24 protein-coding genes are annotated in these 23,782 nt (G+C 72.6%); 8 read left to right on the forward strand and 16 right to left on the reverse strand.

The annotated features are described in order from the left end of the window. Positions 1-201 precede the first annotated feature (201 nt). The 4 genes from IE330_RS04125 to IE330_RS04140 form a co-directional block, all read right to left on the reverse strand. The gene (locus IE330_RS04125) at positions 202-786 is read right to left on the reverse strand and encodes a hypothetical protein (protein WP_190134447.1); all 585 of its coding nucleotides are present in this window, start codon (positions 784-786) and stop codon (positions 202-204) included. Between the two features lie 118 nt (positions 787-904). Continuing rightward, positions 905-1,513 carry a D-Ala-D-Ala dipeptidase VanX gene (gene vanX, locus IE330_RS04130; protein ID WP_190134448.1) on the reverse strand — a complete coding sequence of 203 codons (609 nt, stop codon included), beginning with the start codon at positions 1,511-1,513 and terminating at the stop codon, positions 905-907. After that, positions 1,510-2,565 (reverse strand): D-alanine--(R)-lactate ligase, encoded by a 1,056-nt coding sequence (gene vanA / locus IE330_RS04135; RefSeq protein ID WP_190134449.1) that lies wholly within the window; start codon positions 2,563-2,565, stop codon positions 1,510-1,512. Before vanA ends, vanX begins: the two co-directional genes overlap by 4 nt. Next, the gene (locus tag IE330_RS04140; protein ID WP_190134450.1) at positions 2,553-3,677 is read right to left on the reverse strand and encodes a D-isomer specific 2-hydroxyacid dehydrogenase family protein; all 1,125 of its coding nucleotides are present in this window, start codon (positions 3,675-3,677) and stop codon (positions 2,553-2,555) included. Before IE330_RS04140 ends, vanA begins: the two co-directional genes overlap by 13 nt. 413 nt (positions 3,678-4,090) lie before the next feature. On the opposite strand from IE330_RS04140, the gene IE330_RS04145 reads away from it, so the two are divergent. Both IE330_RS04145 and IE330_RS04150 read left to right on the forward strand, forming a co-directional pair. Next, a complete protein-coding gene (locus IE330_RS04145; RefSeq protein ID WP_190134451.1) occupies positions 4,091-5,479 on the forward strand; it encodes a UDP-N-acetylmuramoyl-tripeptide--D-alanyl-D-alanine ligase in 1,389 nt (462 codons plus the stop codon). Positions 5,480-5,487: 8 nt separating this feature from the next. After that, on the forward strand, positions 5,488-6,609 hold the full coding sequence (locus tag IE330_RS04150; RefSeq protein ID WP_190134452.1) for a lipid II:glycine glycyltransferase FemX: 1,122 nt from the start codon (positions 5,488-5,490) through the stop codon (positions 6,607-6,609). 11 nt (positions 6,610-6,620) lie between these two features. Here IE330_RS04150 and IE330_RS04155 read toward each other — a convergent pair whose 3' ends face one another. From IE330_RS04155 to IE330_RS04165, 3 genes are all read right to left on the reverse strand, one after another. Beyond that, positions 6,621-7,721 (reverse strand): sensor histidine kinase, encoded by a 1,101-nt coding sequence (locus IE330_RS04155; RefSeq protein WP_190134453.1) that lies wholly within the window; start codon positions 7,719-7,721, stop codon positions 6,621-6,623. After that, the gene (locus IE330_RS04160; protein ID WP_190134454.1) at positions 7,714-8,409 is read right to left on the reverse strand and encodes a response regulator transcription factor; all 696 of its coding nucleotides are present in this window, start codon (positions 8,407-8,409) and stop codon (positions 7,714-7,716) included. The genes IE330_RS04155 and IE330_RS04160 overlap by 8 nt, the downstream gene beginning before the upstream one ends. 371 nt (positions 8,410-8,780) lie before the next feature. Next, positions 8,781-8,948: a hypothetical protein gene (locus IE330_RS04165; RefSeq protein ID WP_190134455.1), complete on the reverse strand. Its 168-nt coding sequence runs from the start codon at positions 8,946-8,948 to the stop codon at positions 8,781-8,783. A gap of 516 nt (positions 8,949-9,464) precedes the next feature. Here IE330_RS04165 and IE330_RS04170 point away from each other — a divergent pair. Next, positions 9,465-10,346: a fructosamine kinase family protein gene (locus IE330_RS04170; protein ID WP_190134456.1), complete on the forward strand. Its 882-nt coding sequence runs from the start codon at positions 9,465-9,467 to the stop codon at positions 10,344-10,346. 75 nt (positions 10,347-10,421) lie between these two features. On the opposite strand, the gene bla is transcribed toward IE330_RS04170, so the two are convergent. Next, positions 10,422-11,378 carry a class A beta-lactamase gene (gene bla, locus IE330_RS04175; RefSeq protein ID WP_190134457.1) on the reverse strand — a complete coding sequence of 319 codons (957 nt, stop codon included), beginning with the start codon at positions 11,376-11,378 and terminating at the stop codon, positions 10,422-10,424. 166 nt (positions 11,379-11,544) lie between these two features. On the opposite strand from bla, the gene IE330_RS04180 reads away from it, so the two are divergent. Next, positions 11,545-12,489 carry a LysR family transcriptional regulator gene (locus tag IE330_RS04180; RefSeq protein WP_229925370.1) on the forward strand — a complete coding sequence of 315 codons (945 nt, stop codon included), beginning with the start codon at positions 11,545-11,547 and terminating at the stop codon, positions 12,487-12,489. Continuing rightward, entirely contained in the window at positions 12,486-13,388 is a 903-nt protein-coding gene (locus IE330_RS04185; protein ID WP_190134459.1) for a serine hydrolase, read from the forward strand. The genes IE330_RS04180 and IE330_RS04185 overlap by 4 nt, the downstream gene beginning before the upstream one ends. Before the next feature lie 88 nt (positions 13,389-13,476). Here IE330_RS04185 and IE330_RS04190 read toward each other — a convergent pair whose 3' ends face one another. The 3 genes from IE330_RS04190 to IE330_RS04200 form a co-directional block, all read right to left on the reverse strand. Continuing rightward, positions 13,477-13,779, reverse strand: coding sequence for a hypothetical protein (locus tag IE330_RS04190; RefSeq protein ID WP_190134460.1), 303 nt, complete (start codon positions 13,777-13,779; stop codon positions 13,477-13,479). 431 nt (positions 13,780-14,210) lie between these two features. Further along, on the reverse strand, positions 14,211-14,756 hold the full coding sequence (locus IE330_RS04195; RefSeq protein WP_190134461.1) for a P-loop nucleotide/nucleoside kinase family protein: 546 nt from the start codon (positions 14,754-14,756) through the stop codon (positions 14,211-14,213). Beyond that, complete coding sequence (locus tag IE330_RS04200; RefSeq protein ID WP_190134462.1) at positions 14,753-15,745, reverse strand: aminoglycoside phosphotransferase family protein; 993 nt, start codon at positions 15,743-15,745, stop codon at positions 14,753-14,755. Before IE330_RS04200 ends, IE330_RS04195 begins: the two co-directional genes overlap by 4 nt. A gap of 211 nt (positions 15,746-15,956) precedes the next feature. On the opposite strand from IE330_RS04200, the gene IE330_RS04205 reads away from it, so the two are divergent. Further along, positions 15,957-16,520 (forward strand): GNAT family N-acetyltransferase, encoded by a 564-nt coding sequence (locus IE330_RS04205; RefSeq protein ID WP_190134463.1) that lies wholly within the window; start codon positions 15,957-15,959, stop codon positions 16,518-16,520. 75 nt (positions 16,521-16,595) lie between these two features. After that, on the forward strand, positions 16,596-17,285 hold the full coding sequence (locus tag IE330_RS04210) for a TOPRIM nucleotidyl transferase/hydrolase domain-containing protein (RefSeq protein WP_190134464.1): 690 nt from the start codon (positions 16,596-16,598) through the stop codon (positions 17,283-17,285). A gap of 54 nt (positions 17,286-17,339) precedes the next feature. Here the strand turns inward: IE330_RS04210 and IE330_RS04215 are convergent, their stop codons facing one another. The 3 genes from IE330_RS04215 to IE330_RS04225 all read right to left on the reverse strand — a co-directional run bounded on the left by IE330_RS04215 (position 17,340) and on the right by IE330_RS04225 (position 20,138). Next, the gene (locus IE330_RS04215) at positions 17,340-18,095 is read right to left on the reverse strand and encodes a hypothetical protein (RefSeq protein ID WP_190134465.1); all 756 of its coding nucleotides are present in this window, start codon (positions 18,093-18,095) and stop codon (positions 17,340-17,342) included. Between the two features lie 19 nt (positions 18,096-18,114). Next, complete coding sequence (locus IE330_RS04220) at positions 18,115-18,957, reverse strand: hypothetical protein (RefSeq protein ID WP_190134466.1); 843 nt, start codon at positions 18,955-18,957, stop codon at positions 18,115-18,117. 365 nt (positions 18,958-19,322) lie between these two features. Continuing rightward, positions 19,323-20,138 (reverse strand): RNA polymerase sigma factor SigF, encoded by an 816-nt coding sequence (locus IE330_RS04225; protein ID WP_229925379.1) that lies wholly within the window; start codon positions 20,136-20,138, stop codon positions 19,323-19,325. Between the two features lie 415 nt (positions 20,139-20,553). Here IE330_RS04225 and IE330_RS04230 point away from each other — a divergent pair, with 415 nt between their 5' ends. Then, entirely contained in the window at positions 20,554-21,738 is a 1,185-nt protein-coding gene (locus IE330_RS04230) for a PP2C family protein-serine/threonine phosphatase (RefSeq protein WP_190134508.1), read from the forward strand. Positions 21,739-21,948: 210 nt separating this feature from the next. Here IE330_RS04230 and IE330_RS04235 read toward each other — a convergent pair whose 3' ends face one another. Further along, complete coding sequence (locus tag IE330_RS04235; protein WP_190134467.1) at positions 21,949-22,317, reverse strand: STAS domain-containing protein; 369 nt, start codon at positions 22,315-22,317, stop codon at positions 21,949-21,951. Then, entirely contained in the window at positions 22,314-23,711 is a 1,398-nt protein-coding gene (locus IE330_RS04240) for a PP2C family protein-serine/threonine phosphatase (protein WP_229925371.1), read from the reverse strand. The genes IE330_RS04235 and IE330_RS04240 overlap by 4 nt, the downstream gene beginning before the upstream one ends. Positions 23,712-23,782: the final 71 nt, after the last annotated feature.

Consider the following 23,782-nt stretch of genomic DNA (forward strand, 5'->3'; position numbering starts at 1 on the left):
CATCGTCAGGACCGCCCGGGGGGACCGCACGTACGGAGGGGCCGGACGAGGGACCCCTGGCGGCGACGGGGGGTCGGCCACTCGGCGGTTCGCCGTGCCGGACCGCGGGGTCGAGCCGGTCCGTGGAGCGTGGGCTGGGCTCAGTGCGCCCCACCGAGTGGCGACCGGCGACAAGGACGCACGGAGCCGGTGCGTCCGGTCTCACGACGGCGCGCTGATCAGGATTCCCCGTCCTGCGTGGAACCGTTCGAATACGTGCAGGGGAAGCGCTGCGGAGACCGCGTTGTGGGAGTGGCCCGACGGGTCGTGAAAGCGCACCTTCCCGCCCTGGACCGCATGCACCAGCACGAGGTGTCCTCCCCGTTGCGGTGCGAGGGTTCCCGGGTCACGGATCTCGGGAGACACCGAAGCGATCAGGGCGCGCCCTGGGCGCACCGCTCGGGCGGACGCCTGGATCGGTGTGTTCTCGACCAGTTGGCATGTGAACCCGAATTGTGAGCTGACCCAAGCCATGAACGGCCTGTAGATGAGTCCTCTGACGTTGCCCCGGGGTTCCACCACGTAGCAGCCCCGGTCGAGGGCCAGCGCGAGCAGCTCACGCATCGGCAGTCGTATGTCCGTCCAGCCGTGGAGCAGGGACTGCAGGCATGCCAAGCCGCAGACCTTGCGGGACCAGAACAGGTACTCCTCGCTCGAGTGGTACCCGTCGGAGGCCCAGTCGTGCAGGTGCGACGGATCGGTGCGCCTCAGGAAGACGTCGAGACCCGATGGCGCGGCACGCCGCATGACGACATCGGCGTTCCGGTCCAGGCTTCCCCACTGGGAGACGTAAGGGAGGGTTCCCTCATGTGTTTCCCCATGTGTTTCTTCGTGCGTTTCTTCATGTGTTTCCCCATGTGTTTCCTCATGTGAGGGGAAAGTCGAAGTAGACATCTGCACAGGGCTCACTCTTCAGCGTGTAGTGCCACCACTCGCAGGTGTAGGGAGCAAATCCGCAGCCCTCCATGATGGAGCGGAGGAGTTCGCGGTTCCTCGCTTCGGTGGGGGTCGTTCCTTCTGCTCCGTGATGGGAGATCGGGTCCATGAGGTCGTGGTCGCCGCCCATGGGGAGGGCTTCTCCGGTGGCGAGGGCGCAGAGCGTCAAGTCGACGGCGATGCCGCGACTGTGGTCCGACCTGGCAGCCACGTAGCCCCTGTCCAAGAGCTCGGACCTGTCGATGCCGGGATAGTGGCGCTGCTTCGTCCGGCCGTCCTCCGGCTGCTTCGTCCAGCGCAGGAAGCAGTCGACGGCGCGTTGCGGACGGTATCCGTCCCACACGAGCAAGCCGAGGCCGAGGACCGCGGCCTCTTCTTGCGCTCGCCCCAGGGCGGTGCACAGAGCCGTGGTGCCGACTATCCGGTTGGCCTGGTATCCGTCCACCGGTTTCCCGGTGAAGTTGTCCCCGGTGGCGTACTTGGCGTCCCAACGGATGCCCGGCACCAGTTCGTCCAGGTACACGAAGTCGTCATTCATCGCCTTTCCCGGGGCAGTGCCTTCCGGCGCAGCGTCATGGACACGAGCCGGTCGAGCACGTCGGGGAGCGGCAGTCCCGCGGCGGCCATCATCCGGGGATAGCGGCTGTAGGAGGTCATGCCGGGCAGGGTGTTGACTTCGTTGAGCACCACCTGGCCGCCCTCGGTGAGGAACATGTCCACACGGGCGAGCCCCTGACAGCCCAGTACGCGGTAGACGGTCTTGGCGCTTTCCTGGACGAGCCGACGCGACGCGTCGTCGATGTCGGCGGGAACGACGAACGTCGAGTTCTCCGAACCGGTCTCGGGCGAATCCTCCTGATGGATCCTGAAGAACCCGTGCGAGAGGGCTACGCGGTCCACCTCGCCCGCGATCGGGGCGCTTGGGTCCCCGAGAATGGCGCAGCCGACCTCGCTCCCGACCACGGCCTCTTCGATCAGGACCTTCGAGTCGTACTGTCGTGCGGCGTCCAGCGCGCTCGGCAAGTCCTCCGCCCCGGCCACTTTGCTGACGCCGAAGGATGAGCCCGACCGGGCCGGCTTCACGAAGACGGGATAGGGAAGCCGCTCGGCATCGACCTTCTCGTTCTCCGTGACCACCCAGAACCGCGGCGTGGCGATTCCCGCGCTCCGGGCGACGGTGTAGGTCAGGGATTTGTCCATGCACAGGGCGGAGCTCTGGACGTCACAGCCGACATAGGGGACGCCGGAGAGCTCCAACAGGCCCTGGATCGCCCCGTCTTCGCCGAGCGTGCCGTGCAGAACGGGCAGCACGAGGTCCAGGCGGATCGCTTCGTATCGCCCCTGTTCCAGGACGATCAGTCCGTGGACGCTTCGGTCGGGTGACAGCATGACCGGCCGAGCGCCACCGTGCTCCCGGTCGGCGCCGGGGAAGTCGCAGAGCTGCCAGGCTCCGGACCGTGTTATGCCGATCCAATACGGTTCGTACGTATCGGTGTCGAGGTTCTTCGCGACCTCCTGGGCGGACTTGACGGAGACGTGGTGTTCTTCGGAAGAGCCCCCGAAGACGACGCCGATCTTCAACTTGTCCATGTTCCACCACTTTCGAATGCGAGGCAGTTGAGGAGACTGTTCCTTACGGTGTCGCTCAGCGCGTGGTCGGTGTAATAGGCCACGTGTGGACTGATGAACACGTTCGGCAGCGCCTGCAGGCGCAGCAGCGTCCGGTTCTCGATCGGCTTGTTCCGGCAGTCGGCGTAGAAAATCCCTTCCTCGCCGTCGAGGACGTCCAACGCCGCACCGCCCAACCTGCCGCTCTCCAGCGCCGGAAGAAGGGCTTCGGTGTCAATGAGCGGCCCGCGTGCGGTGTTCACGATGAACGCGCCGCTTTTCATCCGCTCGATACGCCGGCGATCGACGAGATGGCGGGTCTCCGCGGTGAGCGGGGTGTGGAGCGTGACGATGTCGCTGCGTTGGAACAATTCGTCGATCGGTGTGTGAGTGGCGGATGTCGTGGGTCGGTTGGCGGAGGTTGTGGGGCGGTTGCCGTACGCCGCCGAGTGGTTGTCGTAGACCGCCGGGCGGTTGTCGTAGGCGGTGGGGCGGTTGTCGTACGTCAGCACGCGGCAGCCGAAGCCTCGCAGCCGGTCGATGACCGCTGTGCCGATGCGCCCCGTGCCGACCACTCCGACAGTCAGGTCGCGCAGTTCCTTGCCGCGTCTCTCACTCAGCCGGTAGTCATGGGCGTCGACACGACGGAGGGTGGCCTTCGCGTGGCGCACCGCCATCAGCATCACCATCAGCGTGTAGTCAGCGACGCTGTCGGGTGAGTACGTCACGTTCCCGACGGAGATGCCGACGCTTTCCGCGTAGCCCACGTCTATGTGGTCGAATCCGATGCTCCGTGTGGAGAGGTACTCCACACCGGCGCGGCTCAGTGCGGCGAGCGCGGCTCGGGTGACTCGCGCCTTGTGGCCGATGCTGACGCAGCGATTCCCGGCCGCCAGGTCGGTATTGGCTTCGGATACCGCCGCCTTCGTGATGGTGGGCACCACGCCGAAGCGAGGCGCCATTTCCCGGAAGAGGCGGGCCTCGTCCGGCTCGCACCCATAGATCGTGATGCCCGTGGTCGAGGCAGTCCGTGAGGACGACGCCGGCGCTCGGGTGCGGCACGCCGCCGCTCGTGTTGGTCCGCTGGAACTCATGCCTTCCAGTCAAGAGAGCGCGGTGTTGCCGACGCGTATGCGTTTTCCGATACGCGGACGATAGGGCGCCGATCGCCGCGATCCCACGACGGCTCCCGGCTTGACCTGCGAGATGAATTCCCAGGCCCTACAGGGCGCGGCGGCGCGGCGCATACGCACCGCGTTGTCGTGTCTCCCCCAGGGCTCCGGGCGGTCCCGCGGCGGCGCCCGAGTGGGCCGGCCACCACCTATCGTCGGTGTATCGGAATGCGCATACGCGCAGACAACACCGCCCTCTCTTGACTGGAGGGCATGACTTTCCGTGACACATCCTCTGCCCTTCACAGCCTCGTGAGTCCGCCGCCCCCGATCGCCGTCATGGCGGCCGGCCGGTCGGCGACGCGCAGCGCCGGTCCCTGCGCGGCGGTCCGCGCGTGATCCCGCTCAGCCTCGGTGAGATCGCCGCGGTCGTCGGCGGGACGGTCGAGGGCGACGGCGCCGTGAAGGTGACCGCGCCGGCCGTGCTCGACGGCCGGCGGGCCGAGCCGGGCGGCCTCTTCGTCGCCTTCACCGGCGAGCACGCCGACGGCCACGACCACGCCGCCCAGGCAGGCCGGGCCGGTGCGGTGGCCGTGCTCGGCTCCCGGCCCACGGCGCTGCCGACCGTCGTCGTCGAGGACGCCAGGGCCGCCTTGCAGGCGCTCGCCGCCCACGTCGTGGCACGGCTGCGCGACGGGCTGACCGTCGTCGGGGTGACCGGATCCCGCGGCAAGACCAGCACCAAGGACCTGCTGGCGGCCGTGGTGTCGAGCACCGCGCCGACGGTCGCCACGACCGGCTCGCTCAACAACGAGCTCGGCGTGCCGCTCACCATGCTGCGTACCACCCCGGCCACCCGGTTCCTCGTCCTTGAGATGGGCGTCCGCCGCATCGGCGACCTCACCGAACTCACCGGCCTGGTCGCGCCCGACATCGGTGTCGTCCTCAACGTCGGCCGCGCCCACCTCAGCCATCTCGGGTCACGCGAGGCCATCGCCCGGGCCAAGGGCGAGCTGGTGCGGGGCCTTGCGCCCGGCGGCACGGCGGTCCTGAGCGCCGACGACCCCCGGGTGGCCGCGATGCGCGCACTCACCGACGGCCCGGTGCTGACCTTCGGCCGGGCGGAACACGCCGACGTCCGCGTACGCGACGTGGTCCTCGACCGGCTCGCCCGGCCGTCCTTCACCCTGCGGACCGCCGCCGCCCGGGCTCCGGTCACGCTGCCGCTCGTGGGCGCTCACCAGGCGCTCAACGCGGCGGCCGTCGCCGCGGCGGGGCTGGCGGCCGGCGTGCCCCTCGACGCGGCCGCGGCGGCGCTGCCCACGGTCTCGCTGTCGAAGTGGCGCCTGGAGCTGCGTACCCTCGCCGGCGGCGCGACGCTGCTCGACGACTCCTTCAACGCCGACCCCGACTCGGCCCGTGCCGCCCTGGACGCGCTGGCCGCCGTCGAGGGCGAGCGCCGCATCGCCGTCCTCGGCCGGATGCTCGAACTCGGCGACGCCGACGAGGCCGAGCACCGTGCCGTCGGGGCGTACGCCGCCTCCCGGGCCGACGTGGTGGTCGCGGTCGGCGCCCGGCCGCTCGCCGACGGAGCCGCGGAACAGGCAGTGGCGGTGGAGGTGGCCGACAACGCCGCGGCCGTCGCGTGGCTGCGCGGTCGGCTCACCGCCGGCGACGTGGTGCTCGTCAAGGCCTCCCGCGGGGCGCGCCTCGACGAGGTCGCCGCCGAGCTCACGTCAGGACCCCACGACGCGCCGGCAGACCGGCCGATGGACGACAGGTAGGAGTGGCTGTGGCTTTTCGGGTACGGACCATCACGGCGCGCGAGCACACCGCGTTCAACGCGACGCGACCCGCGGTGAGCTTCCTGCAGACCCCCGCCTGGGCGGCGGTGAAGCGCGAGTGGGGGTCGGAGTCGCTGGGCTGGTTCGACGACCTCGGTCGACTGGTCGGCGCGGGCCTGGTGCTGTACCGGCGGCTGCCCGGGACCAAGATGTCGCTGGCGTACCTCCCCGAAGGACCGGTGATCGACTGGGCCTCGGACGACCTGGGCGGCTGGCTCGACCCGATGGTGGACCATCTGAAGCGCTCCGGCGCCTTCGCCGTACGCATCGGGTCGACGGCGGTGACCCGCACCTGGAGTGCCGCGACGATCAAGGCCGCCATCGCCGACCCGGGGATCACCAGGCTGAGCGACGCGCCGCCGGACACGGTCAACGACGTCGCCGCCCGGACGAGCAGCCGGCTCCGGCGGCTGGGCTGGCGCCCGCCGAAGGACGGACAGGGGGGCTTCGCCGCCGGGCAGCCGCGCTGGGTGTTCCAGGTCCCGTTGGCCGGCAAGGACGAGGACCAGCTCCTCAAGGGGATGAACCAGCTCTGGCGGCGCAACATCAAGAAGGCCGCCAGAGCGGGCGTCGTCGTGACCCAGGGCGGTGTCGAGGACCTGCCCGACTTCTACCGGGTCTACGTCGAGACCGCGGCACGTGATCAGTTCATACCGCGGCCGTTCAGCTACTTCCCCGTCATGTTCGAGGCGCTGCTTGCCGAGGACAAGGACCGGATCCGGCTCTACCTCGCCCACCACGAAGGCGACCTCGTCGCCTCCACCCTCTGGATCCGGGTCGGAGCCCACGCCTGGTACAGCTACGGCGCCTCCGCCACGGCCAAACGGGAGGTACGCGGGTCGAACGCCGTGCAGTGGAGGATGGTCACTGACGCCCTGGCCGCCGGATGCACGGTCTACGACCTGCGCGGCATCACCGACACCGTGGACGCGAACGACCCGCAACTGGGCCTGATCCAGTTCAAGGTCGGCACCGGCGGCGAAGCCGTGGAGTACCTCGGCGAATGGGATCTGCCGCTGCACCGCCTGCTGTACAAGGCGTTCGACGTCTACATGTCCCGTCGAGGCTGAGGCGGCCGTGATCACTGACGCGCCGGCGCGGCGGGCAGCCGCACCGTGACGCGGAGCCCGCCGGCGGGGCGGGGAGTGAGGGTGAGGGCTCCGTCATGTGCTCGGACGATGCTCTTGACGATGGCCAGGCCGAGACCGAAACCCGCGTGACCGGTGTGCAGGCGTTCGGAGCCGCGCTGGAACGGCTCCGTGAGTGTCGAGACCAGCTCCGGGGTGAGCCTCTCGCCGGTGTTCTCGACCGTGAGCACGGCCGTGTCGGTGCGGATGCCGGTACGCACCCATACGGTGCCCTGTCCGGGCAGGTTGTGGCCGATCGCGTTGTGCAGGAGGTTCATGGTCATCTGCAGCAGGAGCGCCTGTGAGCCGGTGGTGGTGCTCATGTCGCCGGAGGTCTCGATGGTGACACCGTGCTTCTCCGCCAAGGGGAGGAGCGTCTCCGTGGCTTCTTCCGCCAGGAGGGACAGGTCGACGTGTTTCCTCGTGAAGGACCGCTGGTCGGCCCGGCTGAGCAGGAGCAGTGCTTCGGTGAGGTCGATGGCGCGGGTGTTGACCGCGCGGAGTCGCGCGACGAGTTGGCCGGTGTCGTGGTGCGGATCACTGCCGGCCACGTCGAGCAGCGCCTGCGTGACCGCCAGCGGTGTGCGCAGTTCGTGGGAGGCGTTGGCCGCGAACCGCTCCTGTTCGGCGACGTGGGCTTCGAGCCGCGCGAGCATGGCGTCGAAGGAGTCGGCGAGTTCGCGGAACTCGTCCCGGCGGCCCGGCAGGCGGATCCGGTAGGAGAGCGGTCCGTTCGCCACCCTGCGGGTGGCGTCGGTGATGCGCGTCAGCGGGGCGAGCATCCGGCCGGCCAGGATCCACCCGCCCACGAGACCGAACACCAGCAGGAACGCGAGCACCAGGATTCCCGCCGGGACGAAGACGACCGGGCCGAAATTGCCGGGAGTGAAGACGCGCACGAAGTCCGCCCGCTCGGGGACGGCCAGGCTGTTGGACCTTCCCCGCAGCAGGAACACCCATACGGCGGCGAGCAGCAAGGTGCCCGCGATCACGAGGAACCCCGCGTAGCTGAGGGTGAGCTTGAGACGCACGCTCAGCCCTTGACGCCTATCCACGCTCCGCGCCCCGGTCGTCCGCGTCCGGTCCTGTGCCGATGCGGTAACCGACCCCGGCCACGGTGTCGATCAGTTGGGGCTCGCCGAGGCGTTTGCGCAGGGCCGAGACCGTGATGCGCACGGCGTTGGTGAACGGGTCCGCGTTCTCGTCCCACGCCCGCTCCAGCAACTCCTCCGCGCTGACGACACCGCCTTCGGCGGCGACGAGGACTTCGAGTACGGCGAACTGCTTCCTGGTGAGCGCGATGTGGCGGCCCTCTCGGTAGACCTCGCGGCGGAACGGATCCACGCGTAAGCCTGCGATTTCCCGCACGGGTGGTCTGCTGTGGGCGCGCCTGCGGTCGAGTGCTCTGAGCCTCAGCACGAGTTCGCGCATGTCGAAGGGCTTGGTGAGGTAGTCGTCGGCACCGAGCTCGAACCCGGTGGCCTTGTCGTCGAGCCGGTCGGCAGCGGTCAGCATGAGGATCGGCGTGCCGCCGCCGGAGGCGACGATGTGCGCGGCGATCTCGTCACCGGTGGGCCCGGGGATGTCCCGGTCGAGCACGGCGATGTCGTACGCGTTGGTGCTCAGCAGCTCCAGAGCCGTATCACCGTCCCCGGCGATGTCGGCCGCGATCGCTTCCAGGCGCAGCCCATCACGGATGGCCTCCGCCATGTAGGGCTCGTCCTCGACGACTAACACACGCATGGTCCGATGCTACGAGCCGACGCATATCGTCGACGTATCGAAAGCAGCAGGGTGCCCGCCGACGCTCGCTCAACTCCTGCTTCTGGGCCCCTGCGCGGGCGGGAGGACAGCGCGCCTGCCCCGCGTGGCCTGCTTCCCTCATGCCCACCCGGTGAGGTCGTAGACCGCGTCACACAGTGGATCCACAGCCCCGTCGACGCGGTGCGCGGGAAGCGTTGCACGGTCGGGTCGGCGGGGTTCGTGTCGGCCTGTTCGGCAGCCGTCCGGGAAGGCGGCGGTGGGCTGTCGGCGAGGGCAGGCCGGTCGACGGAGCCACCTCGGGCCCCCTCGGCCCCAGAGGTTGTGGCCAAGGGGGCACGGGGTACCCGTCGTCAGTTCGTGATGTTGTTGTCGATAAGGCTCAGGATGTTGAGCAGGTTGAGCACGGTCACGTTCGACGGCTCTTCATTCCCGTCATTCGCGGCGTGCGCGGCCGTCGCCCCCGTGAGGACCAGCACGCAGGTGAGGAGAGCCGTCGCGCCAAAGGTGCGTATACGCATCTGTTGCTCCTTTTCCGTGGATGGGACACAGCCATCACACCGGACACCGGCGCGGAGTGCCCGCTATGTTGCTCCGTTCAGAGTCAGGCCGCACCGGCGGCGAGGGCCCGGACCAGGACACCGGACCCTCCGAGCAGCCGCGCCACCTGCGTCTCCGGCGCGCTACGGCGTCGGGGGTCGGGCCGGCTCATGCCGCAGCCCTCCCCCGCCCGGGGCCGGCTCCGGCGTACGGCCTGCGTCTCCGGCGTGCACGTCGCCGTCGCGTACGGGCGGGCCGCCACGTACCCCGGTGAACGCCCGGCCGCGCGGGCGGGCCGGTGGCACGGGGCATGGGTCGCGGCGCGAGACTGGACGGCGTGGCGCGTCCGCCGGATCCAGTGGCGCGCCCGTCGGATCCAGTGGCGCGTCCGCCGGATCCGGCAGGACCGCTCGGGAAGGACCCGCACACGTGCTGAACGCCCACGCCGTACGTACGTCCGCTCCGTCGGCCCGGAGGCACGGGCCCGGCGGTGCCGCATGACCGCCCGGCCTGCGGCCGGCGGGGGCACCGGCGCGCGTGCCGTGGCGAGCCGCCTCACCGGCCTGCGGGCGACCGCCGAGCGGCCGCTGGCGGGGACGCTCGGCGAAGTCGTGCTCGACGGCGGGGCGGTGGTCGTGGTCAAGCGCGCCGACACGCCGGGGGCGGCGCGCGCCGAGGCGGCCGGGATGCGCTGGCTCGCCGCCACGGGGACGGTGCGCGTGCCCGCCGTGCGCGGCCGGGAGGGACCGTGGCTGGTGACCGACCGGGTGGCGTCCGGGCGGCCGAGCGCCGAAGCGGCCACCCGGTTCGGCCGGGACCTGGCCGCGCTGCACGCCTGCGGCGCGCCCGCGTTCGGCGCCCCGCCGCCGGACGGGCCCGAGGACGCGTTCATCGGCTCGGCCCCGCTGCGCAACGTCCGCGGCGACGACTGGCCGGGCTGGTACGCCGAGCACCGGGTGCTGCCCTATTTGCGCCAAGCGGTCGACGACGGGTCGCTCCACCACGCCGAAGCCGCCGTGGTGGAGCGTGTCTGCGCGCGACTGCCCGAGCTGGCGGGCCCGGCCCAACCGCCCGCCCGGCTGCACGGGGACCTGTGGAACGGCAACGTCCTGTGGGACCCGGAGGGGCACGCCTGGCTCATCGACCCCGCCGCCCACGGAGGCCACCGGGAGACCGACCTCGCGATGCTCCAGCTCTTCGGCTGCCCCCATCTGGAGCGCGTCCTCGACGGCTACCGGCAGCGGGCACCCCTGGCGGACGGCTGGCGGGAGCGTGTTTCCCTGCACCAGCTCTTCCCGCTGCTGGTGCACACCGTGCTCTTCGGCCGGGGCTACGCCGAGCAGGCCGTGGCGGCGGCACGGGCGGCGCTGGCGGCGTGAGGCGTCACGAAGGTCCCGCGCCGGCGGTGTGAGGCGGCACGAAGGTCCCGCGCCCCCGGCCGCCGGCCCCCGCTGCTACGGCAGCGTCTCGGCGACCACGGACGCGGCCCGGGCGATCAGCGTGTCGTCGGGGGTGGCGTCCTTGTCGGCGCGGTGCGACAGGATCGAGATGACGAGCGGGGCGGCGTTCGGCCGCCAGACGACGGCGATGTCGTTGCGGGCGCCGTAGTAGCTGCCGGTGCCGGTCTTGTCGCCGACGACCCAGTCCTTGGGCACCCCGGCCTTGATGACCTTGTCGCCGGTGGTGTTCGTCCGCAGCCACGTCGCGAGCTGCTCGCGCTCCGGCTCGCCGAGGACGTCCCCGAGGACGTACGCCCGCAGGTCCTTCGCGAGCGCCCGGGGCGTGCTCGTGTCCCGCTTCTCCCCCGGGACCCACCGGCTGAGGTAGGGCTCGATCCGCTCCACGCGGGTCACGCGGTCGCCCAGCTCCTCCAGGTCCCGGTCGAGGCCCTTGGGGCCGCCGAGGGCCTCGAACAGGAGGTTGGCCGCGGTGTTGTCGCTGTAGCGGACCGCGGCGTCGCACAGCTCGCGCAGGGTCATCCCCGTGTCGACGTGCTTCTCCGTCACCGGGGAGTAGTCGACCAGGTCCTCCTTGGAGTACTTCACCACCTTGTCCATGCCCGCCAGGGTGTACTTGCGCAGCACGGCTCCGGCGGCCAGGGCCTTGAACGTGGAGTTGTAGGCGAAGCGCCGGTTGTCGCGGTAGGCCACCTCGCGCCCGGTGCCGGTGTCGAGGGCGTAGACCCCGAGCGTCGCGTCGTACTCGCGCTCCAGCTTCTTGAACGCGCGGCCGTACGCCGCCGGCGCGTTCACCGACGGCTTCCCCGTCGTGTCGGCCGCCTCCTGGACCGTGGTCGTGACGGTCTTGGCGGAGGACGTGGGGGTCTCGTTGTCGCCGCAGGCCACGAGCGGGACCAGGACGAGCGTGGTGAGGGCGGCCAGAGCAGCGCGCCGGGTACGGGTGTACCGCATGGTCTAAACCTCCAGGGCGCCCCGCACGCGGGGCACGGGGGACGGAGCGGCACGGCCCCGTCCCGACGGGTGGTGATCAGTACCGGCACCACCCTGGTCGCCCGGCGTCATGCGGTCCAATACGCTTCCGCGCGGTTCCATGCCGAACTCGCATAGAGTGCGGGGTGTGGATCTCGTGGGAGCGTGCCGGGCCTTCGTCAGCGTCAGCGAGCGGGGCGGCTTCACCGTCGGGGCGGCCGCCGCCCGTATGTCGCAGTCGGTGGCCAGCCGCCGGGTCGCCGCGCTGGAGGAGCACCTCGGCGAGCCGCTGTTCGAGCGGACCTCCCGGCGGGCGGTCCTCACGCCGTTCGGCCGGGACATGCTGCCGACGGCCCGCCGGCTCGTCCAGGACGCCGACGTCCTGCTGCACGAGGCACAGGCCGCCAAGCGCAAGCCGTGGCGGCTCGCGGTGCCCGGCACCTGCTCCACCGCCGCGCTGGCCCGCCTGGTGGCCGAGGCGCGCGGCCACGGCGTCACGCTCGACCTGCGGGTCGCGGCCCCGCCGCGCCGCCTGGAGCTCATCCACGCCCAGCAGGTCCGCGCCGCGCTCCTGGCCGTGCCCGCCGACGAGGCGACGTGGTCGGTGCCGCTCGGCCTCGCCACGGCCCAGGACCCGGGCGTGAACCGCGTCTACCTGGAGACGCTGCGGCTGCGGCGCGGCGCCACCGGACCGGTCCGTCGTGTGTGGATCCAGCCGGAGGACGACGTACCGCACATCCGCGACCCGCTGACCCGGCTGCGGGACGCGCTCGGCCTGCGGCCCGCGCAGCTCGTCACCGCGGACGACCTGACGACGGCCGCCGCGGAGGCCCTCAGCTCCCGCGACCTGCTGCTGTGCTCCCCCGCGCAGGCCGACGAGCTGGGCCTGAACTGGCGCCCCGTCGGCGAGGTGGCCCTCAGCCGCGGGTTCGCCCTGACCGCCGCCGCGGACGGCAACCCCGAGCACCTCCGGGCACGCCTCGGGGACGCCCTCGCCCGCTGCCTGGGCGCGGCCACGGCGGACACCGGCCCGGCCCGGTCCCGGCGACCGAACGACGACCAGCCCCCGACCCCGCGAGGAACCACCACGTGAACACCGAGGCGCTCCTGAGCGACCTGCGGCAGGAACTGCGCGACGGCGGCCTGCGCGGCTGCTTTCTCGTACGGGACCTGCACACGGGCGACGAGCTCGGCATCGAGCCGGACACGCAGTTGCCCGCCGCGTCCCTGGTCAAGATCCTGCTCGCGGTGGCGACGGCGGAGCGCGTCCGGCGCGGCGAGCTCGACGGGGGCACGCCGCTGGACGTACGGCCCGGCCGGGTCACCACGCCCGGCCCCACCGGGGTGAGCCGCTTCCGCCACCCCGCGCGCATCGCGCTCGACGACCTGCTCTACCTGAGCACGTCCATAAGCGACGGGGCGGCCGCCGACGCGCTGTTCGCACTCACCCCGCCCGCCCGGGTCGCCGCCCTCCTCGACGACCTCGGCCTGCGCGGCTTCACCGTCCGCCACGACATGCGCGAGCTGATCGACACCCCCTCCGAGCGCTTCCCCGCCGCGCAGGTCCACCTCGCCCACGCCCTCGCCATCGACGCGGGCACCAGCGGCCGCGGGCACCGGCTGCCCCAGCTCGACACCACCCGCGCCAACACCGGCAGCGCCCGCGCCTACGTCGACCTGCTGCAGGCGCTGTGGACGCCCTCGGCGATCCACCCCGACGTGGCCGCGCGCGTCCGCGAGCTCATGGCCAACAACCTGATCCGGCACCGGCTCACCCCGGACTTCAGCTCCGACGCGACGACCTGGTCCTCCAAGACCGGCACCCTGCTCAACCTGCGGCACGAGGTCGGTGTCGTCGAGCACGCCGACGGCCAGACGTTCGCCGTCGCGGCCCTCACCGAGTCCCTGGTCCCGGCCGGGAACCAGCCGGGCGCCGACGCCCTCATGGCGCACGTCGCCCGCAGCCTGCGGGACCACCTCCGGCAGTGGTAGGCAGGGCGAGCCGCCGAGCCGGGGGCGCACCGGACGTAGCCGTGGCCGCGCCCGGGCGCGGCGCGGCCACGGCGGTGCTCAGGGGGTGTCATCCGCGGGTGTCGTCACCCTGGCCGCGGATGCCGCTCTTGGCCAGGCCCCGGCTGATCATGTAACCGATCGTCAGGAGCGTGACGTACAGCCACGCCTGGTCCGCCGCGAAGCGGTCGGTGCCGCCGTCGTCGTCCCCCACCACGGCGGACGCGATCAGTGTGGCGATCACCGCGGCGACGTAGGCGATCATCTCGGTGGTCTTGTAGGCGGGCTTCGTCTCCCTGACCACCCGCTCCCCGGCGTACGTGGTCCGCGGTGCGCCGGACTCCGGGTAACCGGCTGACGATGCAGCGGACATCGTGTCCTCCTGTGTCGGGCTGAATCGGGGTGCGCCCGACGGTCGTCGGGCCATGCGAGCCGGTACCCGGGAGGACCGGTCCATAACGGAGCGTCAGCCGCAGGCCCGTGGTGGCGGCGCGCGGTGCCGGGACCACCGGCGCGTGCCCCGGTGGGCGTCCCGGCGCGCTGGACGCGGAAGGCGTCGCGGGGGCGCAGGTCACCGCGTTCCGCTTGTGGCCCGCGCGGGTGGGACGTGCCGAGCGGCTACGCACGAATGCGGTGGTCGCCGTACGACGACCGGCGCCCGCCCGACGGGTCCGGAGCCGACAGACGACCGGTTCGTGCTTCCGCATAGGGACGGCCCCGCTGGTACCGGCGTCCGCCGCGCACCGCCCCCGCTGTCGGTGCGCGTCCACGCACGCCGGTCCGTGGGGGCGCGGCACGGGCGTGCTACCCGGTGGCGCCCGCGCCGATCCGGGCCAGCACCTGCTCGGCCAGGTCCCGCGGGGGCGACTCGCCGTCCAGGAACACCGTGTCCGGGGGCAGCGTGTCGGCCGCGGCCAGGCACGGGGCGATGCGGTCCTTGCACCAGCGCCGGACCTGCTCCTCCCGGACGGGGTCCCCGGGGGCGTGCGTACGGCCGTCGATCCGCTGCTCCAACACCTCCCGGGAGACCGTGAGGAAGAAGTGGTGGAGCTCGATGCCCGCGTCCCGGACCCGGCCGAAGACCTCCGCGACGTACCCGGGGTGGACCAGGGTCATGGGGACGAGCACGGGGCGGCGGTACTCCTCGACCAGCCCGACCGCAAGATCGGCGACCTGGCGGCGCCACAGCCGCAGGTCCTGGAAGTCGCCGGTCGGCACCTCCACGATCTCGCGCAGCACGAAGCCGACCATCTCCGGGTCGTACAGCAGCGCTTCGGGCCACCGCCCGCGCAACTCCTCCGTCAGCGTGGTCTTGCCGCTGCCGAACGCCCCATTGATCCAGACGATCAACGTGCCCCTCCCCCGCCGTGGCCGCCGCCGCGTGCCGGGGACGGCCCGTCGGCGAGGACCTCGCCGACGACGTGGCGCGCCACCGTCGCCATGGTCACGTTCGTCTCCCGGTACGAGGCGAGTTCGAGGAGCGCGACGGAGAGCGCCCAGCCGCGCCCCCGGGCCCAGGCGGCGTCGTCGAGCGGCAGCGCCGCGCGGAAGGCGTCCCGGGCCCCGGCGGGCAGCACGTACCAGGAGGCGATCAGGTCGACGGCGGGGTCGCCGAGGCCGAGGCACTCGAAGTCGATGACGGCGCTCAGCCGGCCCCGGGTCAGCAGGATGTTCCCCGGCTGGAGGTCGGCGTGGATCCACACCGGCGGGCCGGGCCACTCGGGGGCGTCCAAGGCCTCCTCCCAGGCGGCGGTCGCCGCGTCCGCGTCGACGAGGTCGCGTACGGCCCCGAGCGCGGTACGGGTCGCGGCGTCGCGTTCCTTCAAGGTCTCACTACGGTACGAGGGCGGCCCGCCGACGGGGTCGATCGCGTGCAGGGCGGCGACGAACGCGGCCAGGTCGGCGGCGAGCGCGCCCGGTTCGGCGAGGCGTCCCACGACCGGGTTCTCGCCCTCGGCCCAGCGGAAGACGGACCAGTGCCAGGGGTAGCCCTCGCCCGGCCGCCCCGCGCCCAGCGGCACGGGCACGGCCACCGGCAACGACGGGGCGAGGCGCGGCAGCCACAGGTGCTCCTTGTCCACGTCGGCGGCGGAGCCCGCCCGGCGAGGCAGCCGCACGACCATGTCGGGGCCGAGCCGGTACATGACGTTCGACGTGCTGGAGGAGCCGACCCGCTCCACGGGGAGGTCCGCCCAGTGCGGGAACTGCGCCGCGACGAGACGGCGTACGAGAGTCGTGTCGATGCGTGGGACGGCAGCGTGCGGGACGGCAGCGTGCGGCACATCGGCGTGCGGGACGTCGGCGTGCGAGACCTCGGCGTGCGGGGGGCGACCGCTCATGAACACCTTTTCGAAGACGGTGACGGTTTCGCGCGCGCGTCGTACGGACCCGTGCGCGAAGGTGATCATCCGAACGCTTCGGGGCGGGGTCCGTCAACCGGAATTCGGTGGCGGGGTCGGGCACGCCCGGCCGCCTTCGGCCCGAGCCGCTGTCCGGCCCACGTCCGGGGACGGCAGACGGCCCGTCGGACGGGCGTGCGAGGATCCCGGGGTGAACGAGCTGCGCTTCCGCCCTGCCACCGAGGCCGATCTGACCGCCCTCGTCCGCCTCCGCGACGACGCCGCCCGCTGGATGCTCGCCCGGGGCATCACCGGCCAATGGCGCCCGGGGGAGCTGGACGAGGACCACTTCGGCCGGGTCATGGCGCGCGGCGAGGTCTGGCTCGCGGAGGCGGCCCGGTCCGTCGCGGGCGCCTGGGAGCTGTGGTGGGAGGACGAGGCGGCCTGGGGGCCGCAGCCGCCCGTGGCCGGGTACGTGCACCGCCTCATGGTGGACCGGGGCGCCGCCGCGCCGGGGACGGGGCGGCTGCTCCTGGCGGCCGCGGAACGCCGCGTGGCCGCGACGGGCCGGACGCGGGTGCGCCTGGACTGCCTGGCCGGCAACGCGCGCCTCAACGCGTACTACCAGGACGCCGGTTACCGCGTCGTGGGCCACAAGGCGGGCAAGCCGCAGCCCGGTGCGGCGCCCAAGTCCTTCACGCTGCTGGAGAAGGAGCTGCGGCACGCGGAGGGCGACGCCACCGCCGCGACGGAGTGGTCACGGCGCCCGCGATGAGCGGGGGAAGGCAGGGTCGGGCAGCGAAGGGAAAATCGGCTGCCTCGCGGGCCGCGCATGGCGGAGGATCGTCCCATGGCTGACATGGAGTCCTTCCGGGAAGCGGTGACCGCGTGGGCGGCCGTGGACGCCGGTGTCCGGGACGACGCCCGTGAGGCGGGTGACGCCGGTGACCGGGACGACGCCCGTGAGGCGGGTGACGCCGGTGACTCCGTACGGGAGCTCGCCGCGCGGCTGTCCGTGCGGACGGTCGTGCTGCTCGAAGGGCGCAGCGACGCCGAGGCCGTCGACGCCCTCGCCGCGCGCCACGGCCGGGACCTGGCGGCCGAGGGCGTCTGCGTGCTGTCGATGGGCGGGGCGATGAGCGTCGGCCGCTACGCCCGCCTGCTCGGCCCGGCGGGCCTGGGCCTGCGGCTGACGGGGCTGTGCGACGAGGCGGAGCGCGGCTACTACCGCCGCGGCTTCGAGCGGGCCGGTGCGGCTGACCAGGAGTTCTTCGTCTGCGCGGCGGACCTGGAGGACGAGCTCATCCGCGCCCTCGGCGTGGTGCGGGTGGAGGAGTTGGTCCGGGCGGAGGGCGACCTGCGCCCCCTGCGGAGCTTCCTGCGCCAGCCCGCGCAGCGCGACCGCGACCCGCGGCAGCGGCTGCGGCGCTTCCTCGGCACGAAGAAGGGCCGCAAGATCCGCTACGGCCGCGTCCTGGTCGAGGCCCTCGACCCCGACCGCGTACCCGCCCCGCTGGACGGCCTGCTCGCCGGCCTGTGACCGCGGGGGCGCGGGACGCGGGGGCGCGGGGCCCAGGGCGCGAGGCCCGGGGGCCTACGCCTGCACCGGCGCCGGCAGGAACTGGTCGTAGAAGTCCGTCTTCAGCCGCAGCGCCCGCTCCTCGACCTCCTTGAAGGAGTCGGTCGACGGCTCGCGCGCGAGGAGTTCGCTCAGGCGGCGGCCGAGCCGGTCGGAGTGCGTCGTGGAGAGCAGGGAGACCTTGGCGAGCGGGTGGGCCTTGGCGTCGTGGGAGTGGTGCGGGTAGTAGAAGCGCGAGCGGTTCTCGCCGTCGCGCGTGAGCAGCGGGCCCATCCGCTCCCACAGGCGCCCGTACTCGACGGAGACCAGGACCTCGCCCCAGAAGCGCAGCAGCGTCAACAGCCGTACGTCGGCGTCGTCCTCGGCGCCCGCGTCGGCGATCAGCTCCAGGGAGTCGAGGATGACCCGCCGGGTGGTGGCGGTCGGCCGGGAGGTGACCAGGGCCCGGCGGGAGATGCCGAGGTGGAGCAGGTCCTCCGTCATGTCCTCGCGGTGCGAGCGGGTGTGGCCGTGGCTGTCGGGGTACTCCTCGCGCAGGATGACCCGGGCGATGCGCACCCCGACCTCGTCGTCGAGCAGGTCGATCGCGAGGTCGTAGCAGGGGGTGAAGGCGAGGGACACGAAGCGGCGTTGCAGCAGGACGGCCGCGAAGACGTCGTCCGGCAGCAGCGTGACGTTCGCGAGCACCGGGTGCTTCTCGAACCGCTCGATCAGGTCGTCCTCGAACGCGTCGAGGCGGTCGAGGCCCTCGGGTCCGTCCAGTCGTGGCATGGCCGTGCTCTCTTCCGGGTCACAAGTTGATTCGTCCGACGGATCCGCGCCAGTCGCTCAGGTCCACGGGGCGGCCGATGCTCCAGAGCGTGTCCACCTCGTGCTGCACCTCGCGGCCCATCACCGTGCCGCAGCCGTCGATCTCGATCTGGGTGGAGCGGATCGCGAGCCGTCCGTGCAGGAACGAGCTCACCAGGTAGTGGTCGTCGGCCTTGTACACGGCGACCGACGGCAGGGAGTTGTACACCCGCACCTCCAGGCGGGCGCGGTCCTCGTCGGCCGCGTCGTGGACGAGGGAGGCCAGCGTGGACAGGCACTGCTCGATGTTGACCCGTACGTCGCCGTCGCGGGCGGGGTCGCGCACGGTGCGCAGGGCCTCGCTGCGCAGCCCGGCCACCGGTGACGACGGGTGCAGCAGCAGCACGCGGACGCGCACCTGCCGCTCCAGGACGGCCTTGCGCAGCTCGCGGTCGAACTCGTCGAGGTTCGGTATCCACGTCTGGAGGACGGCCACCTCGCGGGTGGCGCCGTCGACGAGCGCGGCGAACCGGTCGTCGGGGAACCGCTCGTGCACCCGGACCGCCCCGGCGTAGTGCCGCTGCTTCGCCTCGCGCGCGATGGCGTCGATGTCCAGCTTGGACAGTTGGGTGTGGACGTCGTCGAGCACCTTGAGGCGGTCGAACTCCAGGAGCAGGAAGAGCGTGACCGTGCTCAGGATCAGCAGCGTCACCTTGGGCAGGGTGCTGCCCGGGGCCAGCTCGTCGAGCCAGCCCAGGAGATCGGCGAGTACCACCAGGATGCCCGCCGCCGCCATCACGGCCAGCGCGATGCGCTCGGCCCGGTGGCGCATGCCGCCCCTCATCCCCCGCTCCAGCCTGCCGCCCGGCGTCGTAGGCGACGATGCTAGCCGGGTCGCGTCCGCCGTGGGAGCACTTCGCCGAGGCCGGTCGGCGGCCGGGGCGCCGGCCGCCGAACACGCATGCGGGGACTCGCGGTGGGGGCTACCGGGACCCGGACGGGGCGCCCCGTGAGGGGCGCGGGGAACGGCGCGCCCAGCCCCCACGCACCCGCGGCGATCCGGAAGAGGGAGGTGGGGGCGGAGAGGCGCCCAGCCCCCGTCCGTGGCGCACGGCGGCGACCTCATCGACCCACCTCGCACGAACCGGCGGAGCCTCCGCGGCGGCCGGCCCGGAGCGCCGTCGGCCGCGGGCCTAGTCGGCCGCGGGCCTAGTCGTCCGCGAGCAGTCCTGTCCGCAGGCGGGCGAGGGTGTGGGAGAGCAGGCGCGACACGTGCATCTGCGAGATGCCGAGCGCCCTGCCGATCTCGGCCTGGGTCATCTCCTGGCCGAAGCGCATCTCGATGATGCGCCGCTCCCGCTCCCCCAGCTCCGCGAGGAGCGGCGCCAGGGCGTGCAGGTGCTCGACGGTCTCCAGGGCCGGGTCGGGGGCGCCCATGACGTCGGCGATCGAGCGGCCGCGCCGGTGCGTCTCACCCTCGTCGCGCGGATCGTTCGGGGCGTCGAGGGAGCCGGCGGTGTACCCGTTGGCGGCCACGATCGCCTCCAGGGCCTGCTCCTCGGTCACCTCCAGCTCGGCGGCGAGCTCCCTGACCGTCGGCTCGCGGCCGAGCGTGGTGGACAGCTTCTCCTGGGCGGCGGCGAGGCGGGACCGCAGCTCCTGGAGCCGGCGCGGTACGTGCACCGCCCAGCTCGTGTCACGGAAGTGGCGCTTGATCTCCCCGAGGATCCAGGGGACGGCGAACGTGGTGAACTCGACGCCGCGGCTCAGGTCGAACCGGTCGATCGCCTTGATCAGCCCCACCGTCCCCACCTGGACGATGTCCTCCATCTGTCCGCTGCCGCGGGCCCGGTACCGGCCCGCGACGTAGTGCACGAGGGTGAGGTTCATCTCGATCAGCGTGTTGCGCGCGTACTCGTACTCGCGCGTCCCCTCCTCCAGGACGCGGAGCCGGTCGACGAAGAGCTTCGTCAGCTCCCGCGCGTCCTTCGGCGCGACGTCGACGGCCTCCTCGATCCACGGCAGCCCGGCGGAGGCGGCGCGGCCGCCGCGCCCCCCGGTCGCGGCGGCGGTCCGGTCGGCGTCGGCCCCGTGGCAGCGTGCGCGTGGTGTCGTCCCGCTCACGCCGATGTTGGCAGGCACAGTCTTGCTCCCTCACCCGATTCGTGCGGTCGGGCGAGTGATTCCGCAACGGCCGCGCCGTGTACCGGGACCTTCCTCACCGGGGGCCGGGACCATGGCCACGACTTCGCAGGACCCAAGGGCCCGAGGACCCAAGAACCCACGGGTCCGCCCGCCGGGCCCGCCCCGGCCCCCGGCGCCCGTACGCCCCGTCCGTACGCCCCGCCCACACGCCCTGCCCCGCCCCGCACGCGGGCACGATCCCGCGTGCGGTGTGAGACTGCCCCTGAGGAGGTGAGCGCAGGTGGTGAGCCAGCCGATGGCGTCCGGCCCGGGAGAGCTGCTGCTCGAACAGCTCCTGACCGCGGCCCACGCGGCGACCCCGATGGAGCTTCCCTCCCTGGTGCAGCGGTTCGCCGACGCCACCAGCCTCGACCAGATCGACGTGTACCTGGTCGACCTCCAGCAGCGCTGCCTGGTGCCGCTGAGCGACGGGCCGCCGACGCTGGACGTGAACACCTCCGTCGCCGGATCGGCCTACCGGGCCCACGACCTGCGGGTCGAGGAGCTGCCGCAGGGCAGGATCACGGTCTGGCTGCCGCTGATCGACGGTGCGGAGCGGCTCGGCGTCATCGGGGCCACGGCGCCCCTGATCGACGGGGTGCTGCTGCGGCGCTGCCGCATGCTGGCCTCCATCCTCGCCATGGTGATCACCTCGAAGCGCGCCTCCAGCGACAGCTTCGCGCGCCGGACCCGCTCCCAGGTCATGCAGTTGCCCGCCGAGATGCTGCGGGCCTTCCTGCCGCCCCGCACGGTCGGCAACTCCCGGGCGATCTCGACCGCCGTCCTGGAGCCGGCCTACAACATCGGCGGCGACGTCTTCGACCACTCCCTGACCAGCTCCACGCTGCACGTGGCGATCCTCGACGCCATGGGGCACAACCTGGCGTCCGGCCTGACGACGTCCGTGGCCATGGCGGGCTGCCGCAACGCCCGGCGGGCGGGCGCGGAGCTGCCCGAGCTCGTCGACAACATCCAGCGGGCCCTCGCCGAGTGGCTGCCCGAGCAGTTCTGCACGGGCATCTTCGCCCAGCTCGACCTGGCCGGAGGCGTCCTGCGGTGGTGCAACTGCGGGCATCCTCCGCCCCTGCTCATCCGCGACCACCGGGTCCTCGCCGGTGCCCTGGAGCGCTCGGCGCAGCCGCCGCTGGGCACGCCCGGACTGCTGGCCGGCAACCCGTGGCAGGTGCACGAGGAACACCTCAAGCCGGGCGACCGGGTGCTGATGTACACCGACGGCGTGACCGAGGCGCGTACCGGCAACGGCGTCGAATTCGGCCTGGAGCGGTTCACGGACACCATCATCCGGGCGACGGCCGCGGGCGAGTCGGCACCGGAGGCGCTGCGGCAGCTCATCCACTCCCTCCTCGACCGGCAGGAGAAGCCGCTGCGCGACGACGCCACGCTGCTGCTCATGGAGTGGTGCCCGTCGAGCCCGCGCTGACCGGGCGGGCCCGCGGCCGTCCGCCGCGGCCCCGTCCGCACGTGAGCCCGCCCCCGCGGTGACGGTGTGGACGACCCGGTGCCGTCGGGGTCGGTGACCGAGGTGACCTTTGCCGCGTCCGGCACCGCGGACCGGCTCTCTCTCAGCATGATCGTCGAGGGCTTCGCTGCCTTCGCGCCGCTGTTGGTGCCGCCTGGCGAGCGAGGGGGTTCAGGTGGTGGTGCGGTTGCCTTGGCGTGCGGCGAGCGCGGCGTCGGCGCTGGGATAGGCGGGCAGGAAGGTGTCCATCCCGGTGACGTTGAGCAGGCGGCCCAGCCGGTCGGGGATGGCCGCCAGGGTGAGGGTGCCGTCGGCGTCCTTGGCGCAGCGCCAGATGCCGACGAGGGCGCCCAGGCCGGAGGAGTCGCAGAAGGTGACGCCCGCCAGGTCGGCGACCAGGTCGGGGTGGCCGTTCGCGATGAGGTCAAGGGCGCGGGCCCGCACGGCGGGGGCCGTGGTGATGTCGAATTCACCGGACAGTGCGATGACGGCCAGGGTGCCGCCGGTGTGGGGGACGTCGATGTGGAGTGTGTCGGTCATGGGCGTGGGTTCTCCTGCCCGACGGAGGCGTCGGCGGTCGGGGCGGCGGCGCTGTGAGCGGTGGTGGTGATGCCCGCGGGGGCGGCATCGGGGGTGGGGACGGACAGGGCCAGGAGTGCCACGTCGTCGCGTTCGGTGTCGGGCAGGGTGTCCAGGAGGGCGACGGTGTCGTCGATCAGGCAGCCGGCGCTGACCGGCCCCTGGCGCCGGGCCAGGAAGTCCGTCAGGCCGGTATCGGCGAGCATGTCGCCTTCGGCGGTGCGGGCCTCGGTCAGCCCGTCGGTGTAGAGCAGCAGTCCCTGGCCGGGTGCCAGGTGCAGGGTGCGTGAGGCGAAGGCGGCTTCGGCGAACGCGCCGACCAGCATGCCGCCCTTGACGCGGGCCGCCTCCACCCGCATGCCGCCGTCCTCGGTGGGGCTGAGGTGGTAGGCGGGCGGGTGGCCGCCGGTGGCCAGCGTGACCGTGAAACCGCCGTCCCGGGCGGGATCGAGCAGGCCGAAGACGGCGGTGCAGAAGCGGGTGCCGACCGCCGGGTCCAGCAGCAGGGCGGCGTTCAGGGCCTTGAGCGCGGCCGTGGGTTCGGCGTCGACGAGGGCTGCGGCCCGCAGCGTGTAGCGGGTCAGTGAGGTGACCGAGGCGGCTTCGGCGCCCTTGCCGCACACATCGCCCAGGAAGAACGCCCACCGGCCGTCGCCGACGGGGAAGACGTCGTAGAAGTCGCCCCCCACTTCCTGGGGGGAGGCGGTCTTGTAGTGACAGGCCAGCTCCAGTCCCGGTACCGCGGGCAGCGCGGGAGGCACCAGGGTGCGCTGCAGGGTGGAGGCGAACGCGGCGATGGCCGCCTTGTCCCGCTCCGCGCGCTGCCGGGCCTCTTCCTCCGCCTGCCGCTTGTCCTGCTCGGCGCGCACGACGTGCAACGCCGACAGCCGCAGTTCGAGCTGGTCACGCACCACCGCCGCCAGGTCCGCCAGCGTGGCCGTATCCGCCTCGCTGATCTCGCGGGGGCGGGTGTCGAGGACGTTGACCGTGCCCAGCCGGTACCCGTCGGCGGTGATGATCGGAGCGGCGGCGTAGAACCGCACCCCCATCGGGCCGGCGACCAGCGGATTGGAGCAGGCGACCGGATCGAGCAGGGTGTCGGGGATGACGGTGGTGTCGTCGGTCAGGACCGCCGAGGCGCACAACCCCGGGTCCCGGCCGATCTCGGTGACACCCTCCAGGCCGTGCGTGGCCTTGAACCAGATCCGGTCCTCGTCCACGATGGTCACCGTCGCCACCGGCACCTCGAACAGGCGAGCGGCCAGCGCCGCGACCCGGTCGTAGGCGCCGTCCGGAGGGGTGTCGAGAATGTCGTAACGGCGCACCGCCGCCATCCGCGCCGCCTCGACCGACACGGCCAGAGGTTCCTGCGGCGCTATCGCAGGCGGGCTCGCTTGCTCCGGCATAACCCTCGTCTCGCTCGTCC

This window comes from Streptomyces longispororuber (assembly GCF_014656095.1).
GTDB classification, from domain to species: domain Bacteria; phylum Actinomycetota; class Actinomycetes; order Streptomycetales; family Streptomycetaceae; genus Streptomyces; species Streptomyces longispororuber.